This is a genomic window from Enterococcus sp. PLH-Efm8 (assembly GCF_053011625.1).
Map to the genome: position 1 here is coordinate 1,937,539 of NZ_CP172568.1, position 17,298 is coordinate 1,954,836.

The 17,298-nt window shown below is 33.5% G+C and carries 15 protein-coding genes; 3 read left to right on the forward strand and 12 right to left on the reverse strand.

What is annotated here, in order from left to right:
* Positions 1–118: 118 nt before the first annotated feature.
* From lacD to pfkB, 4 genes are read right to left on the reverse strand one after another with little or no spacing between them, the layout of a single operon-like run.
* Positions 119–1,093, reverse strand: coding sequence for a tagatose-bisphosphate aldolase (gene lacD, locus ACIFUW_RS09635; RefSeq protein WP_002302191.1), 975 nt, complete (start codon positions 1,091–1,093; stop codon positions 119–121).
* Positions 1,090–1,548, reverse strand: coding sequence for a fructose PTS transporter subunit IIA (locus tag ACIFUW_RS09640; protein ID WP_002374050.1), 459 nt, complete (start codon positions 1,546–1,548; stop codon positions 1,090–1,092). Before ACIFUW_RS09640 ends, lacD begins: the two co-directional genes overlap by 4 nt.
* Complete coding sequence (locus ACIFUW_RS09645) at positions 1,545–3,011, reverse strand: PTS fructose transporter subunit IIC (RefSeq protein ID WP_010728232.1); 1,467 nt, start codon at positions 3,009–3,011, stop codon at positions 1,545–1,547. The genes ACIFUW_RS09640 and ACIFUW_RS09645 overlap by 4 nt, the downstream gene beginning before the upstream one ends.
* Entirely contained in the window at positions 2,993–3,943 is a 951-nt protein-coding gene (gene pfkB, locus ACIFUW_RS09650) for a 1-phosphofructokinase (RefSeq protein WP_010728231.1), read from the reverse strand. Before pfkB ends, ACIFUW_RS09645 begins: the two co-directional genes overlap by 19 nt.
* 142 nt (positions 3,944–4,085) lie before the next feature.
* Here pfkB and ACIFUW_RS09655 point away from each other — a divergent pair, with 142 nt between their 5' ends.
* Positions 4,086–4,835: a MurR/RpiR family transcriptional regulator gene (locus tag ACIFUW_RS09655; protein WP_010728230.1), complete on the forward strand. Its 750-nt coding sequence runs from the start codon at positions 4,086–4,088 to the stop codon at positions 4,833–4,835.
* Between the two features lie 265 nt (positions 4,836–5,100).
* Positions 5,101–6,579, forward strand: coding sequence for a nucleotide sugar dehydrogenase (locus tag ACIFUW_RS09660; RefSeq protein WP_002302186.1), 1,479 nt, complete (start codon positions 5,101–5,103; stop codon positions 6,577–6,579).
* A gap of 67 nt (positions 6,580–6,646) precedes the next feature.
* Here ACIFUW_RS09660 and ACIFUW_RS09665 read toward each other — a convergent pair whose 3' ends face one another.
* Positions 6,647–7,738, reverse strand: coding sequence for an NAD-dependent epimerase/dehydratase family protein (locus ACIFUW_RS09665; RefSeq protein WP_002302184.1), 1,092 nt, complete (start codon positions 7,736–7,738; stop codon positions 6,647–6,649).
* 339 nt (positions 7,739–8,077) lie between these two features.
* On the opposite strand from ACIFUW_RS09665, the gene ACIFUW_RS09670 reads away from it, so the two are divergent.
* Positions 8,078–9,265, forward strand: a complete 1,188-nt coding sequence (locus tag ACIFUW_RS09670) for an IS256-like element IS16 family transposase (protein ID WP_002296840.1) — start codon at positions 8,078–8,080, stop codon at positions 9,263–9,265.
* A gap of 243 nt (positions 9,266–9,508) precedes the next feature.
* Here the strand turns inward: ACIFUW_RS09670 and ACIFUW_RS09675 are convergent, their stop codons facing one another.
* From ACIFUW_RS09675 to ACIFUW_RS09705, 7 genes are read right to left on the reverse strand one after another with little or no spacing between them, the layout of a single operon-like run.
* A complete protein-coding gene (locus tag ACIFUW_RS09675) occupies positions 9,509–11,014 on the reverse strand; it encodes a lipopolysaccharide biosynthesis protein (RefSeq protein ID WP_010728229.1) in 1,506 nt (501 codons plus the stop codon).
* Between the two features lie 45 nt (positions 11,015–11,059).
* The gene (gene wzy / locus ACIFUW_RS09680; protein ID WP_002346842.1) at positions 11,060–12,484 is read right to left on the reverse strand and encodes an O-antigen polysaccharide polymerase Wzy; all 1,425 of its coding nucleotides are present in this window, start codon (positions 12,482–12,484) and stop codon (positions 11,060–11,062) included.
* 18 nt (positions 12,485–12,502) lie between these two features.
* Entirely contained in the window at positions 12,503–13,582 is a 1,080-nt protein-coding gene (locus ACIFUW_RS09685; RefSeq protein WP_002300862.1) for a glycosyltransferase, read from the reverse strand.
* Between the two features lie 13 nt (positions 13,583–13,595).
* Positions 13,596–14,642: a glycosyltransferase family 2 protein gene (locus tag ACIFUW_RS09690; RefSeq protein ID WP_002300860.1), complete on the reverse strand. Its 1,047-nt coding sequence runs from the start codon at positions 14,640–14,642 to the stop codon at positions 13,596–13,598.
* A gap of 5 nt (positions 14,643–14,647) precedes the next feature.
* Positions 14,648–15,649 carry a glycosyltransferase family 2 protein gene (locus tag ACIFUW_RS09695; RefSeq protein ID WP_010728228.1) on the reverse strand — a complete coding sequence of 334 codons (1,002 nt, stop codon included), beginning with the start codon at positions 15,647–15,649 and terminating at the stop codon, positions 14,648–14,650.
* A complete protein-coding gene (locus ACIFUW_RS09700; protein ID WP_002300858.1) occupies positions 15,646–16,041 on the reverse strand; it encodes a glycosyltransferase in 396 nt (131 codons plus the stop codon). Before ACIFUW_RS09700 ends, ACIFUW_RS09695 begins: the two co-directional genes overlap by 4 nt.
* 6 nt (positions 16,042–16,047) lie before the next feature.
* A complete protein-coding gene (locus tag ACIFUW_RS09705) occupies positions 16,048–17,148 on the reverse strand; it encodes a glycosyltransferase family 4 protein (protein ID WP_002300857.1) in 1,101 nt (366 codons plus the stop codon).
* Between the last annotated feature and the right edge of the window lie 150 nt (positions 17,149–17,298).

The window sequence follows — 17,298 nt, forward strand, 5'->3', positions numbered from 1 at the left end:
AAGATTTTTGAAAAAGAAATCTGGTCGATATTTTTATTTAAGTGAATGTTTAATTTGAATCATCGATTGATCGCTATCTAATTGCAGCAGCATCTTTTTATGAAGAAACAACTTTTTCTTATCTATCAACGTAGACAGGTGTTGCTGTTTCTTCTAATAGTGTACTTAATTCCTTAATATTTTGTTTTCCTTCTTCTAACATCCAACTACTCGCTTTTTCTTCGCCTTCGGTAACAAAAGGCGCCACTCCCTTCGCCCATGTTGCTCGCCCACATAAGACACCATTGAATGTCGAACCTGATTGTTTTGCAAAACGTAATGTATCTTGAAATAGCGTAGCATTGACTCCCGCACTTAAAAAAATAAACGGTTGTTCAGTCACTTTCGATTGTTCATAGAAATACGCGGATGCCTCTGCTTGACTATAACAAGTCTCTTGCCCATATCCTTCCACAAATCTCATATTCACTGGCACTTCTACTTTCAATACATCCACTTGATAACGTTCTTTTGAAAATTCTCGCATGGCTTCAATAACTTTATGTGGTTTTACTTTTGCATAGGCAAGAGAAGACGGATCGCCAATAGTTGCATCATAAGAGAGGATCTCTAAAAAGAAAGGTATGCCTTCTGCTTCGCATTCTGAACCAATCCGTTCTATAACTATTTGTTTTTGCACATTAATCTCTGCTGGTTCATCAACGTCATAGTACAATAAAAATTTACAAGCATCCGCACCAGCTTCTTTTAACCTTTTCACCGACCAAATATTCAATAAATCAGGTAATCTTCCCGGAATTTTCGTATCATAGCCGGTTTTTTCATAAGCTAGCAGCAAGCCACATTCTTTCTCTCGAAGCGCTGCTGCAGGCAGGCCGTATTCTGGATCAAGTAAAATAGCTGAGGCATAGGGAGTCAGGTATTGAGAAACCATCTGTTTAAATTGGATGATGTCTTCTGATGTAGCTTCTTTATATTGGTTGATCATTTTCTTCAAAGCACCACGCTGGTCGATTGCTAACGCGCTAATAATTCCAGCTTCATCCGTCAATCGCTTCAAACGTTCCTGCTTTTCTATACTCATCTTCTTCATAGATCTTCACCTATTTCTTTAGTTAATATTGTGGCTATTTTTGTTTTTGATTTTGCTTTTCTCAACTGTTCTGTAACCTCTTTTCGCATCAATGATCGTGCAACGAGAGACAATAATTTCAAATGAGTCGTTCCTGCTTCTGAATCTGGAATAAATAACGCAAAAATAAAATCAACTGACTGTCTATCTAAACTGTTCCATTCAATTCCTTTGTTCAGTGTGACGATAATCATACTAGGTTCGTTGATTGTTTGAGACTTCGCATGAGGAATAGCAAAACCTGACATTATTCCTGTAGTACCTTCTTTTTCTCTTTCTAGAAGTTTTTGATATACATCTTTTTCGTCATGAGCAATTCCTAAGCAGAATGTTTGCTTTGCTAAAAACTTAAATGCTTCTTCTTGACTATCCAATGGCTGTTGTAAAAAAATGTTCTCTTCATGAATGATTGTCATGATAAGTCTCCTGCTCTTCCTTTTTCGATAACTGTACGATTTGCTGCTTTACTATCATCCATCTTCTTGTCTTTATCAGTTACTCTTTTCTTTTGGATTAATCCTAGTATCACTCCACCAACGATCGAACCAATAAGAATCGCTGTAACCCATTGGATTTTTCCTGTTACTACAGGTAATACTAAAAAACCGCCATGTGGTGCTGGAACTTGGACGCCAAACAAATAAGTCAAGACAGCAGCAATTGATGAGCCTAACATCATCGTGGGTAACACTCGGATCGGGTCTTTCGCAGCAAACGGAATAGCTCCTTCCGTAATATGAGTTGATCCTAAAATAAAATTAACCAAACCTGCATTACGATCATTGGTATCAAAATATTTACCAAACAATAAAGTAGCAAAACCAGTAATCAACGGTGGCGCAATACAAGCTGCTGACACACCAGCCATAAAAGTCGTGTTTCCTTGTGCCAAAAGAGCTGTTCCTGTTACATATGCCGCCTTATTAACCGGTCCTCCCATATCAAACGCACACATGCAGCCAACAATCACGCCAAGAACAAGTGGATTCGAATGTTCAAATCCAGCTAAAAAGCTCATCATTCCTTCATTTATAGCCTTCATTGGACCTGCCAGCAAAGACATCACGATGCCAATAAATGCTACGCCAATAACTGGATATAAGAAGATTGCCTTCAAGCCATCTAGTTGTTTAGGTAAAATTGTCAGTAGCTTTTGCAAAAATAAGATAAAATAACCTGCTAAGAACCCAGCTAAAATACCTCCTAAAAATCCAGTACCGCCATTCATGGCTACGATTCCACCAACAAATCCAACGATTAACCCTGGACGTTTCGCGATCCCTTCTGCAATATAAGCTGCTAAAACTGGAACCATCATTCCCATTGATGCATCGCCAACTGCTTTTACCATTGCCGCTGTAGCATTGTATTGTGCATGATCTGGATCAAAAGAATAGATTCCCCAAACGGCAAATGAAATAGCAATCAATACTCCGCCAGCTACCACGAAAGGCAACATATGAGAGACACCGTTCATCAAATTTTTATAGATGCTACGACCAAAATTAGCACCACTCATCGCTTCTGGTTCTAAAGTATCAGCAGCTTCATTATCTGCTAAGACAGTACCTTTTCCTGCCAATGCTTCGTCAATCAGCCGTTGTGCATCCTTGATTCCTGTACTGACAGAAACATCAATGACTCGTTTTCCCGCAAATCTTTCTGAATGGACATCTTTGTCTGCGGCAATAATGACAGCATCTGCCTGTTTGATTTCTTCAGCCGTTAATTCATTTTCGATCCCAATTTGTCCATGGGTCTCTACTTTGATCGTGATGCCTTTTTTCCTAGCTGCTTGTTCTAATGCCTCTTGCGCCATGTAGGTATGCGCAATTCCTGTCGGACAACCGGTTGCTGCAATTAGTTGATATTTTCCCATCTTTCGAACCTCTCTTCCCTGATTTTGATTTGTTTACTTAATTCCTCCACATCTAAAAAATCTGTTAATCCTTTGCGAAAAGCGGTTGAGCTGCCTGCTGCTATGCTTTTACGTAACGTTTCATCAAGCGGTCGTCGATTCATGTATCCTGCTAAAAAAGCGCCTAACATGGTATCACCTGCACATGCTGTATTGACAACTTTTCCTTTTGGCGAGTTTCCTCGAAACACCCTGTCTTTCGTAAAAAGAATTGCTCCTTTCTCACCGAGGGATAACAAAACATTTTCTGCACCTAACTCTACTAGTCGTTGTCCATAAACAAAGTAATCTTCATCTGTAACCATTTTTCGTCCGAACCAAGAAGAAAGTTCTTCCTCGTTCGGTTTCAGCAAAAATGGTCGATAGGGTAAACAATCCATGGCTTCTTGATCACTACTATCAATAATCAAATGAATCCCCTTTTCCTGACAAATCCGACTGATTTCTATTAAAACCTTTGGAGACAGCCCTCTTGGTAAACTCCCAGAAACACAAAGATAATCTTCTGCTTGTAATGCTCTTATTTGATTTAAAAAATTATGGACAGCTGTCTGCGGTATTTCAGGTCCTTGATTCACTAATTTGTATTCTTCTCCCGTTTGATTGACTTGTGTAAATACATTGATACGCGTCATACCAGGCACTTCAATAAACTCTGTTTGGATTTGTTTCTGCTGTAAATAGTCTTCTATATACTTTCCTGTGAACCCAGCAGAAAAACCTAATGCCGTACTTGGGAAATCTAGCATCTTTAATACTAGTGACACATTCACTCCTTTTCCGTTTGCCTGAATGTCATCCTCTTTTGTGCGGTTTACCATAAAAGGATGCATCTCCTCTGTTTCAATAAATAGATCAATTGCCAAATTCATCGTGCATGTGTAGATAGACATAACCAATGACCTCCTTGACTCTATTATGAAATACGCGAAAGAGAAAATGTTTTCTTAATCGTTCCAACACAAAGAAAACCTTTACATTTATAAACTCGTCGTGCTATTTTTTAACTAACTTTTGGTGAAAGAAGGAAAGAATATGGATCACAAATTAAGTGAAACAGAACAGTACCTCTGGAACTTTATCGAACACCATATCCTAGAGATCCCTAACTACTCCATCGTGAAACTAAGTGAACAAGCAAATGTCTCAACAGCCACCATTGTGCGGACAATGAAAAAGAAAGGCTATGAAGGGTTTACTTCGTTTAAGCATCATCTAAAAGAAGGAGAAAACAAGAACATCAATTTTTCTTTCTTAGATAAAGTAGACAAAGGTATCCGCCGAGCCATTCTAAAAAATGAACAAGAAGTGGTACGTACGATCAATGTGTTGGAAATCGGAAATATTGAGGATGCGATACAAAGAATCAAATTTGCTGACCGGGTTTTTGTCTTTGCCCGAGGATTTTCAGAAATGATTGGCCAAGAAATGCTGGTAAAACTTCAATTAACGGGAAAAAATTGTCAAATGCATACTGATCCAGAAATTATCAAAAGCATCAGTCAGAAACTGACTAAGAAAGACAGCGTTATTTTTGTTTCTTTGAACGGCGAGACAAAAGAACTCGTCACCGCCGCAAAGAATTGCTATGATGCAGAGATTGGTTCGATTCTAGTTACAGCCAATCATTCCTCTACACTGAAAGACTATTGCGAGATCAATCTCGTAGGTTTCAAATCAGAAGGTTCTTATTTCCCTGATTATGAAGTACGGTCACGCTTGCCTCTCCAGATTATCGCGAGAATTCTGCTTGACGCCTATGTATTGCGTATGGGGGAGAATTGAGAAGCAGTTTATTATGGTTGGTTACAGTTTAAAACATCACATTTTTTATTCTTTATATTGTATAGACTCACGTAAACTTTTTATGTATAAAGTTATTCACAATCTATAAAGTTACTTTAAGTAACAAAAAATAATTGAAAATACTTAAAATCAAAAAATATCTTTTTAATCAATAAAAAAATTGACAGTTTTATTAATAATAAGCTATTCTGTTATAGAAGAAAAAATTGTTTGTTATTATTAGCAACAAAAAAAGGAGTGCATCATGAAAAAGTTATCTCAAAAACGTTTAGCTCAAATCATTATTGATTCTAGAAAATCTCTGAAAATGACACAACAACAACTTGCAGTAGCTACTGGTATCAACCGTGCCTTAATTAGTCGATTAGAATCTCTCGATTTTATCCCGTCAATACAACAATTAGAATCATTAGCAGAAGTTCTAAATTTTGAACCAACAGATCTATTTATAAATGAATCAAATAAATCAAACAGAACAAAACATCAGTCGAAGAATATTGCTGTAGCCGGTACTGGTTACGTAGGTCTTTCCATTGCTACTCTTCTTGCCCAGCACAATCAGGTAACAGCAGTAGACATTCTTCCTGAAAAAGTAAAACAAATTAACAATAAGAAATCTCCAATACAAGACGATTACATTGAAAAATATCTAGCTGAAAAAAATCTTAATTTAATTGCAACGACTGATGGTGCAGCCGCCTATAGAGAAGCCGATTTTGTTGTCATTGCTGCTCCAACAAATTATGATAGTAAACAAAATTATTTTGATACTTCTGCTGTAGAGTCAGTAATCAAATTGGTGTTAGAAGTCAATCCAAAGGCAATAATGGTCATCAAGTCGACGGTACCCGTAGGCTATACCGAAAGTATTCGTAAAAAATACAATACTAAAAATATTCTATTCAGCCCAGAATTTCTCAGAGAATCTAAGGCATTATATGACAATCTATATCCTTCGCGAATTATTGTCGGCACGGACCAAACTGACAAAACTTTACGAGAAGCCTCTCACACTTTTGCAGATTTACTCCAAGAAGGAGCAATCAAAAAAGATATCGAAACTCTTTTCATGGGATTCACAGAAGCTGAAGCAGTTAAATTATTCGCTAATACTTACCTTGCACTTCGAGTATCTTACTTCAATGAGCTGGATACTTATGCAGAAATGAAAGGACTAAATACACAAGAAATCATTCACGGGGTTTGCTTAGATCCAAGAATTGGCACACATTATAATAATCCATCTTTTGGATATGGAGGCTATTGTTTACCGAAAGATACAAAACAACTTCTCACTAACTATAACGATGTTCCTCAGAATATGATAAGTGCAATTGTCGATAGTAATCGTACAAGAAAAGACTTTATAGCAGATCGAGTGTTAGAACTTGCTGGCACGTATGAGGCTAACAGTTCGTGGAATGCAGAAAAAGAAAAAGAGGTAGTCATAGGTGTATACCGTCTTACAATGAAGAGTAATTCAGACAACTTCCGTCAGTCATCTATTCAAGGAGTTATGAAGCGAATTAAAGCAAAGGGGGCAACTATTGTAATTTATGAACCAACACTTGAAAATAACACTACATTTTTTGGTTCAAAAGTAATAAATAATTTAGATGATTTTAAAAATATCAGTCACAGTATTATTGCTAATCGTTACGATAGTAATCTTGATGATGTAAAAGAAAAAGTATATACCAGAGATTTATTTCAACGAGATTAAAAAATAACACCTCAGATTTGTAGTGTCTGAGGTGTTTCTATAAACTTTTATAAGTAAAAAAATACAATTATACTTCATAAAAAGACTTATACCACTGCGCAAATTTACGAAGCCCGTCACGCAAACTTGTACTTGGTTTAAATTCAAAATCTCGTTCTAACGCACTAGTATCTGCATAAGTAACTGGCACATCTCCTGGTTGCATTGGAACTAGTTCGGTATGAGATTCAAAGTCGTAATCTTCTGGTAGCACCCCTGCTGCAATTAGCTCTTGTTGTAGAATATCTACAAAATCTAGTAGGTTTTCCGGCGTATTGTTACCAATATTATAAATATGATATGGTGGGATTGGTAGCCCATCTTCCCCATCAATTTTCTCTGGAGCGCACTGCATAACCCTCTTTACTCCTTCAACAATATCATCTATATAGGTAAAGTCACGCTTGCAATTCCCATAATTGAATATTTGGATATTATCACCAGCACGAAGTTTATCAGTAAAACCAAAATAAGCCATATCTGGACGCCCAGCAGGACCATATACTGTAAAGAAACGTAACCCTGTAGACGGAATATTGTAAAGTTTAGAATATGCATGTGCCATTGATTCATTACTTTTCTTAGTTGCTGCATACAACGATACTTGATTGTCTACTTTATCCTCTGTAGAATAAGGAATTTTCTTATTAGTACCATAAACGGAAGACGATGAGGCATACACTAAATGTTCCACACCAGATTCTCCATTATCATATGAATGACGACAAGCTTCAAGAATATTATAGAATCCTATTATGTTAGATTCGATATACATATCTGGATTAGTAATTGAATAACGGACTCCTGCCTGAGCTGCTAAATTCACCACGATACTTGGTTTATAATTATCAAAGATGAAATCAATTGTTGCTTTATCAGCAATAGAACCTTTGATAAAATTCCAAGTAGATCCTGGATGGTTCTTTGCCTCCGTTTCTATCTCTGATAATCTATAGTTCTTAATAGAGACATCATAGTAATCATTCATATTGTCAATGCCAATGATTTTTATTGATGACTGAGTACGTAATAACTCAAGAACCAAATTTGATCCAATAAAACCGGCTGCGCCAGTTATTAATATTGTTCTATTTGATAAGGACGTGTTTAATTCCAGCATTTTTTAGCACTCACTTTCTTTTTTTCTTATGAATACATATTTGTTATATATTAAAAAATCTTATTTAGACTTATCTATTGTCACTTTTATCATTCTAATCTTTGCACGTAGTAGAATAATTATACAGATAGGAAATTGCTAAGCAACCCACTTCTTTCTATTATCTATTAACTTATTCTAAAACGAATAGAAATTATTCTTGATCACATAAGTAACCTTAAAAGAAAAAATGATTACGTCCATATAATTGTGTAAAAGTGAAGCATCAAAAAAGCCATTGATCTCAGTTAGGAGTACAATGTTTTTTGCAGAAAACATACTCGAATAGGACTGATATCAATGACTCAAGTACATTTTACTTTTGAAAGCGAAGAAATTCAAGCAATTATAAACGAAAGCGGTGCGAATGATACCGCAAAAACACTTATGACTATCATGTTTAATCAGCTGATGGAAGAACAACGAAATCAATATATTCAGGCAAATGCCTATGAACGTTCAGAAGAACGGCAATCACAAAGAAATGGTTACTACGATCGTTCGTTTACAACTCGAATTGGTACGTTAGAACTTCATGTTCCACGAACCAGAGACGGTAAGTTTAGTCCTACTATCTTTGAAAGATATCAGCGAAGCGAAAAAGCTTTGATCGCTGCCATGATTGAAATGGTCATTTCTGGTGTCTCCACTCGCAAAGTAACTAAAACAGTTGAACTGCTAACGGATGGTGCGACTGTTTCTAAATCATTCGTTTCAAATCTGATGAAACAGTTGGATCCATTTGTTTTTGAGTGGAGAAACCGGAGCCTAGAAGGCTCGGAATATCCATTTTTCATGTGTGATGCCCTGTATATGAAAGTAAGGGAAAATCATCGTATTGTCTCAAAAGGTGTATATATTGGTATCGGCATTGATTCTGATGGACGACGTACGATTCTTGGTTTTGATGTTCAAGACGGCGAATCGGAAGATAATTGGGATACCGTTTTTCAATCGTTCGTTCAACGAGGTTTGTTCGGTGTAAAACTGGTCATTTCTGATGCACACAAAGGGTTAGTTAAGGCTGTTCGCAAGAACTTTTTAGGTGCGAGCTGGCAAAGATGCCAAGCCCACTTTTTGAGAAATATTTTTGATAAGCTGCCAAAGAAAGTTTCTTCTGATGTAAAAGACGAGTTGAAGAGTATCTTTAAAGCCTCTGAACTTGAATTGACACGTGAAAGAAAAGAGCACTTCTTGGAAAAATATGGTTGTGATTCAAAATTAAGTGCTGCTTGCGACATTTTAGAAAACGGCTTTGAAGATGCTATTCAAATTTTGTCTTTTCCTGAAAATATCCGCCGAAGGATTCGTACAACCAATGTGTTGGAACGGTTGAACGAAGAGATTCGCCGGAGAGAACGAGTGATTCGGATTTTTCCAAATATCAATTCCATCACTCGGATAATTGGAACACTTTTGATGGAAAAAGACACTGAGTGGCTGGCTTCTCCACGAAAATATTTAGAATTTAATTCGAATAACATTTAGCACCATGAACCTGTGCGAGTCTCTTCTTTCTGAGGAGAGACATCAAGAGTCGCTGCGCTACTGCTCCTGACCTCTCTCCTCAGAAAGAAAGGCATGGCAGTTAGGTTCACAACGCAAAACATTGTGCTTTTGATGAGGTTGAACTTTTACACAAGATTGTGGACTTGACTGAAAAAATTTAATATATGTGTCTAATTTTGGCAAATATAATTTTATTAAGTTTATTAAAACATTTATTGTGTATTAAATTTTCTTTATTTTTACGATGATTTTACTAATTATTTTTACTACATATCTTCTATAAAATAAAACATTAACTAGGATTATACATATAAATACAATAACTGCACATTTAATTGCGAGAACAATCCAATCCAAATATGTGATTGACATCATTTTCAATTGTGATGTCGCCCCAAAAGAAAGAACTACAGTTAAGATGTTTACAAATAACTGTTTATAGAATTTTTTCATCGGCCATTTAAGCAAATATTTTGAATTATAATTTGCACTCCAAAGTGTATGATATGTGATTGAAATTAGAGATCCTAATGCTACTCCAACTAGCCCTAGTGGTTTAACCAAAATTAATGATAAACCTAAATTTAACAAAGAAGCAATTATAAAACTATTTTGAGTTTCTTTATATTTACCAGCTGCTTTTATCATTACATGATAAGGTGTACGCAGACAGTGAAGTGCGTTAGCAGTTACAAGTAAAGCTGCGAATGATAATTGATTATAATTAGCATCTGTTACTCCTCTTGTATATACTTGAATAAATGGAACGATTAGTATACCGGTACAGCCAAAAATAAAAACTGTCAAAGTATGTACAATCCATTCGAACCATGCAAATGTTTTGTAAAGAACTTCTATTTCTTTTCTGGCCCAAAGTTCCCCTAGTAAGGCCTGAACGCCATTTGTCATAGCCATGAATAGCTGTTTTACTCCGTATATTACTAAATTGTACACATTATATATAGATACATATATCAGGTTAGAAAATATAGATAACACTACAACATCAGTACTATCTAGTACAACAGAAGCTACGTGTTGTGCAACCCCATTCCATTTTTGAGGGATCGGTTCCTTATCATATGACACATTCCTCTTTATATTATAGTTTCGATCCACATACCATCTATAATATATTGGACAAGCAAGATAAATTATAGCAGTAATAAGTTTTACCATAAGGATCTCTGTGTTCAGACTAATTAATAAAGCACATGCAACTGTATTAGAAATAAATGCTATTGTCTGTGCAATATACGTAATATAAATTTTCTGGTCAGCACTTAATAACAAAGTATTAACAATACCAAAATAATATTGAGCAAATGAATTAATACTTAATGTTGCAATCATTGCCATTGTATATGATCTCCCAAATTCATTAGGAACGAGAACATAATAGACTGCAAGTAACAAACCCACGTATACTAGTAGAATATATGCAATTTGCCGATAAAACTTCCCTCCAGAAGCTAAGATTTGACTTATCATTAAATTATCCTTTTCTGCTAGTGGTTTGTATAGAGTTGATTGCATTACAGCGCCTACTCCTAATTGTAAAAAAGAAATAATTTGTAGAAATTGGTTAATAGAGCTAATCATTCCATTAACCTCGGATCCGTACTTTGTTAATATCAAACGTAGCAAGATCATACCACAGACAATAGAAGTTATTTGAAACACCAGAGCCCAAATAGTGTTTTTTTTGAGCCGAGCAGTTCTTTCCATTTTTGCAACTCCTGACTTGTTTTATCTTTTTATTAAGCTTAAATATTAAAGACGTTTATTAAATTGCTGTAGGAAAAAGTTTATCAACAATATAATTAAAACACCATACACAAAATTTTTCACAATTAAATATGAAGCAGCTCTAGGAAAACCCATTATAATATTTGCTGTAGTTATAGCCAAAAACATCTTCATAGGATGATTTTCAATATCTTGGTTGTCTATACTATTAGAAAGGATTTTACCGATGACTATACCAATAATAAAAATATAGACTATACCCCCAATGTATCCACCATTGACATAGGCTTCTGCAATCATTGAGAATCCAGTCCCCCAAGTGATTCCTAAATAATCCTGAGAAAACCAATCAGCTAATAAAACAAACTTTATTCCAAACATTGATAGCATTCTTGTTGATATAGAGCCTAAGAGTGAGGTCAAATAAGTATTAGCAAAGGGATATATTCCATTACCACTTATTAGGAAAAAAGTTATAATACTCATAGTCCCCCCCATTTCAAAAAAAGAATCAACTAAAGGAGAATCATCTGAATCAAATACAGATGTAAAATCTTTTAAAGTAAGTTTACTTAGTCCTCCACCATCACGTGCTTTCGTTATTACGTTTAGAATATATATTCCTATAACAGCTAAAATAAGCCACTTTATTAATTTTTTATAATTAAAGGTTCCTTTATATTGAGTGTATGCCCATATGAGTATAATAGAGCTATACAACCAACTTCCTCTGTCTCCTGACATAATTCCTAATAAAGAATATAAAGCAAAAATAATAAAAACAAATCTCGTTATTACTTTTGAAAAGTTGCTACCAATTAATAAACATATTAAGGCTGGAAAAAAAAGATATAGAATAATTTGTAAATATCCACTTTGTGTAGCATAATCACCATAATATAATGCATTATAACCATGGACTAATGCTATACGTACCTCTAGTAATTTAGAAACAAAAACTATCGGTACTACTATTATAGAAATGATACACCCTATTTTAAATAAAAACTTTCTATCGGCATCAGCATCTCCAGATTCATACCAACTAACTTTTCTTAGTGTGGTTTTTCTCGTAAATAAGAGTGCTCCTATGTGAAATACAAACATAGAAATACAAGAATACCATTTTACCATTATCATATCTGATTCACTAGGAATAATCCCCGTACCATAAGCTACTACTGTTGTACCGATTCCACGATCTGTTCCAATACCGAATGCCCACATAATGCATTGCCCATAACTAAATAATAAAAAAAGAGTGAAAAAAATCGTGTATAATGAAAATATTGAATCTCCTTTTCTCCAATGCCATGTACAGATTGCATATAAGTAAATCAATATTCCAAGCCAATTTAGCCAATAGTTCTGATTTAATGAAAAAGCGCAAAATATTGTAAACGCGACTAACGTTAACGAAAACATCAATATATTTATTTTTTCTTTCACACAATATCCTCCTTTTGGTTAAAAGAACTGGTTTAAATATTCGTACCATATATTTGAAATATTTTTAGATGTCAGTTCTTTTCTTAGTTTAATTCCTTTTTGCGCTTTTCTTACCACACTTTCTCTATCCAAAAGTACCCTACGCATTGCATCTGTTAACTTATCTAGATTATTACATTCAACAAGATGACCTATTTCATTTCTATCACCTAAATACATTCTTGCGCCACCTACTGGACAATCTGTAGCGATAACTGGCACTCCAATAGCCAGTGCTTCTAACATAGAATTAGATATACCTTCATAATCAGAAGAAATTACAAATCCTGCCGCATTTTGCATCTTTTCATGTATTTTATTTGTAAATTCTTTTAGATGAACAAATTCTGTTAATCCATTATGGTTGATATAACTTTCAAGCTCGGTTTTTAATCCCCCTTCTCCATAAATATCCAGTTCACACTCATATCCTTCATGAATAAGTTTTCCTATTGCATCAATCATTAAGGGCAAATTTTTTTGTTTATCCAATCTACATGCAGTAATAAATTTTTTACTACTTGTAGTTTTATTATAATAAGGTAAATTTTCCTTTATTGGGTTGGGAATTATAATTGTTTTTACTTTTTTATCATTGATCTTACTAAAATATTTTTTTGCGTCTGGTGTTTGAAAAACAATTCCATCTACATTTTTATAAAGAAAATCTCTAATTTTCCTAATCCATGGTTCTTCTGGATTCCGTTGTGGATCATTTCGTTCAGAAACAATTAATTTTTGTTTTACTCCTAACAATGAAATAATGACATGGATATTTACATCAGCAAGGAACGAAATAACCAGATCAGGCTGTATTTCCCTTATTTTTTTCCTAAGTTCCTTAAAGCGTTCCAAAGGTCTAAATGCACGAAACGAACTTTTACATATTATTGGATGTACCTGTATTTTTCTATTCAGTTCATAGTCTTGCCGATTCCCATATATAGTTATAATATCAATTTCCCAGTTATCTTGAATAAAATTATTTGCCAAATTCGCAATTACTCGTTCTGCCCCTCCTTTTCCCATAATTCCTATCACAAAGGTCAATTTCCTCATATTTCCTACCTCTTTATCGATTATATATTCTCCAGAGCATATTATACGCTGTTTTATACATTTTAAAATTAAACATTATACTAATGGTCACAAGGGCTAACTTCTTTCTCATATTAGGTTCAAGTTCATATGCTTTCATTCTAACTATATTTGAAATATTTTCTCTCAATATTTTATGATGTTTCAAAGAAACTAATGCATTCTTATAATCTTCACATGTTCCACCAACGTTTTTTTGATTAAAAATCTCCATAATTAGTACATCAAATGCAACCAACATACAAGCTTTTTTATCTATTATGTTGTTTCCATTTTGCCTTATCAACTTTTCATAATCAGCAATCATATTTCCATGTCTAAAAACCAAATTACTTTTTGGCTTATGCATTATAGAATTATTTTGTTGGCGATAATAATAACACAATTTATCTACGAAACAGATTCTTGTATTTGTCATAAATACTTGTAATTGAAACCAATTATCTTCTGCAAAAATTATTTTGTTATCACCAAATGATAAATTAAACTCTAATACTAAACTACGTCTATATATCTTATCCCAAGCATTATGTGAATATAAACGATTGAAATAGAATTGCTTAAAAAATTCTTTCTTATTATATGTTGCTAATTCAATTGTTTTTAAGTTCGTTAGACTTTTTCTTATTTTTACTCTTTCTATTTCTCTATCAGAAAAAATGCCTACTTCTCCAATTGCAATGTCCGCATTCTCTGCAATTGCACAATTATATAAACTTTCAAACATAGTATTGGAAACAAAATCATCAGAATCCACAAAAGCCAAAAATTCTCCATTAGCTATTTTAATCCCTCGATTTCTAGTTGGCCCTAACCCCATATTTTTATGTTCGTAAACTTTTATTCTAGAATCAAGCTTTTCATATTTCTTTAATATCGCCAACGTATTATCTGTTGAACCATCGTTTAACAAAATAATCTCAATATCTTTCAATGTTTGATTTATCAAACTATTTATACACTCATCAATATATTTTTCAACATTATAACAAGGTACAATTACACTAATCTTAACTGACATTATTATTACCTCTTTATCAATTTGTTATAAATATAAATTAAAAATACCCATTTGTTTTTCAATGCAAACTTAGCACTAATTCCTTTCCAATTATCTTTATATTTGCATTTACAAATAGCTCTAGTATAGTATTCGTCACTTAGATTTTGTATAATATCTTTTTTTATATTTAAATATTTGTCCTGTTTATTAAATTGTGAAACAGCAACATTAAATAAATTGTGTGTAACATTTCTATATACTTGATCTTGAAAATCATACTTATTCATATCAATCTGCTTTTCAAAATGCTCTCCAATAGCCTTTGGTCCTTCCCAATAATATGGTTGTGGTTTTTTTGTTATAGAATTTTCGTTTATTCTGTAATAATATAAACATTTTTCCATCATATATATCGAATTTGCATGGTAAATACATGGTTTTGTACATGCATGATCTTCACCAACACTAACTTGCCCAGATACTTGTTGTTGCTCCTTGTACAGAGTAGTTCTAAAAGCTTTTGCCCATAATTGTGGACTAAAATATTCTCCATGTTCATCCTCAATTAATTTAGGATAAATCAAATTTATAATTTTATTTTTGTCATAATATCCAAACGAGCAAGACAATTCTCTTTTTCTAATTTTGTTGGAACGTGATGCAAAATACCCACTACATATTATATCTGGATTGTACTTAGTAATTACTTCCGCATATTTTTCTAAATAAGTATTTGCAAGCCAATCATCACCATCTAGAAAAACTATATACTCTCCCATAGCACTAGTGACTCCTATTTTCCGTGCATCTATTATTCCACCATTTTTCTTATGAATTACTTTTAAACGTCCATCTATTTGGGAATAATAGTCACATATTTCTGGGCATTCGTCAGGACTACCGTCATCAACTAGTATTGCTTCAAAATTTTTAAATGTCTGATTTCTTATTGAATCTAAGCAATCTTTCAAATATTTTTCAACGCAATAGATAGGTACTATTATTGAAAACATTGGATTTTTCATTTTACACTCTCACCTATAACTTCTTCATATATTTCTTTGATTCTTTTTTTTACGATACTAACCTCGAATTCTTTAATTCTGGAAAGGTTCTCATTTCCCATATACTTTCTAAGAGATTTATTATTGATTAGTTCTCTCAAACACTCTGCTACTAATTCTGCATCTTTAGCTGGAACAAGATATCCACCTTTTCCTTCCACTAAAAGGTCTACATTACCTCGGATTTTACTTGCTATACATGGCAATCCACTTGCCATAGCTTCCATCATAGATCTTGGCATTCCTTCTTGTAATGTAGTAAATAAAAAAATATCAGAAACTTTTGCCAATTCTTTGATATCTATTCTGAAGCCACAGAATCCCTCTTTTCTATCACATACTTTGCAAAACATATCTTTTTAACTAAATAATGATTTAATTGTTTCATCGACAACTTTCTTCTTATTAAATTTTTTAATCATATAATTTCTCCCCATTTTTCCCATGTTAATGCGCTGCTCATATGATAATTTTAGAAATTTATTCATCGAATTATAGAGACTACAACTATTTTTTCTTTCACATAAATAACCAGACTTCGATTCAATAACTGCTTCTTTACACCCTGGGATATCACTTGTAATAATTGGTCTCCCTGATGCTGCTGATTCAAGGTTAGTATTTGCCATTCCTTCGTGCCAACTAGGCAAAACAAAGCAATGTGCTCTTTCTACAAAGGGACGAATATCAGATTGATATCCATGATATTTTAACCATCCCTCTTTTTCGTATTTTTCAATTTTTATGCCGTAATCTTCTTCAAAATACCCAAGGACATCAAGTACACAATTTTTCTCTTCACTATATAAGTTTTTCATTGCTTCAAAAAGTTCATCTACACCTTTCTCTTTCATAATTCTTCCAATAAATAAAAAATGAACTTGCTCATCTTTAGGATATTCTAAATAACTAAAGTGTTCTACATCTACTCCTGCACCGTTTAATAGCTTGTATTTACTTTGTTTAGCAATTTGTAAAGTCTGAAATGTTTTCATATTTTCAAAATTTTCGAAAAATATGACCTTAGATTTTTTAGCTGCTAATCTATACAAAAATACAATGAGACTTTTCAAAACCCCCTTTTTTTGAAATGCCGTTCCTAATCCGGTTATATTTAATGCATAAGAAACCTTTCTTAACCGACATGCCAATCCACCGTATATATTTGGTTTGATAGTATAAGCAATGACCATATCTGGCTTTATTTTTTTCAAAATATTACAATAGTTAAAAAATAGTTTAAAGTCAGTTTTTGGATTAATTCCTCTTCTATCTATTGGAGTTTCAATAATTTGACATCCAAGTTCAATTAATTTAGGAATATTCTTGCCCTTTGGAAGAGATACAATAACTTCATTACCTTGATCTACTAAGTTTTTTATGAGCATTCCTCGAAAACGGTAAAGACCATCATCGTTGTTTGCCATTATAAGAATTTTTTTATTATAATACTTTGCCATAACTCTCTTTTCCTTATACTTTTTTATAATTTTCTCGTATTGAAACAGTATATTTAAAACTCTACACAAATTTTTAAAATCATACTTTTATTAGCTATACGTTTTTTTAACATATGTTATATAATTCTAATATACTCGCTTTGATTTATA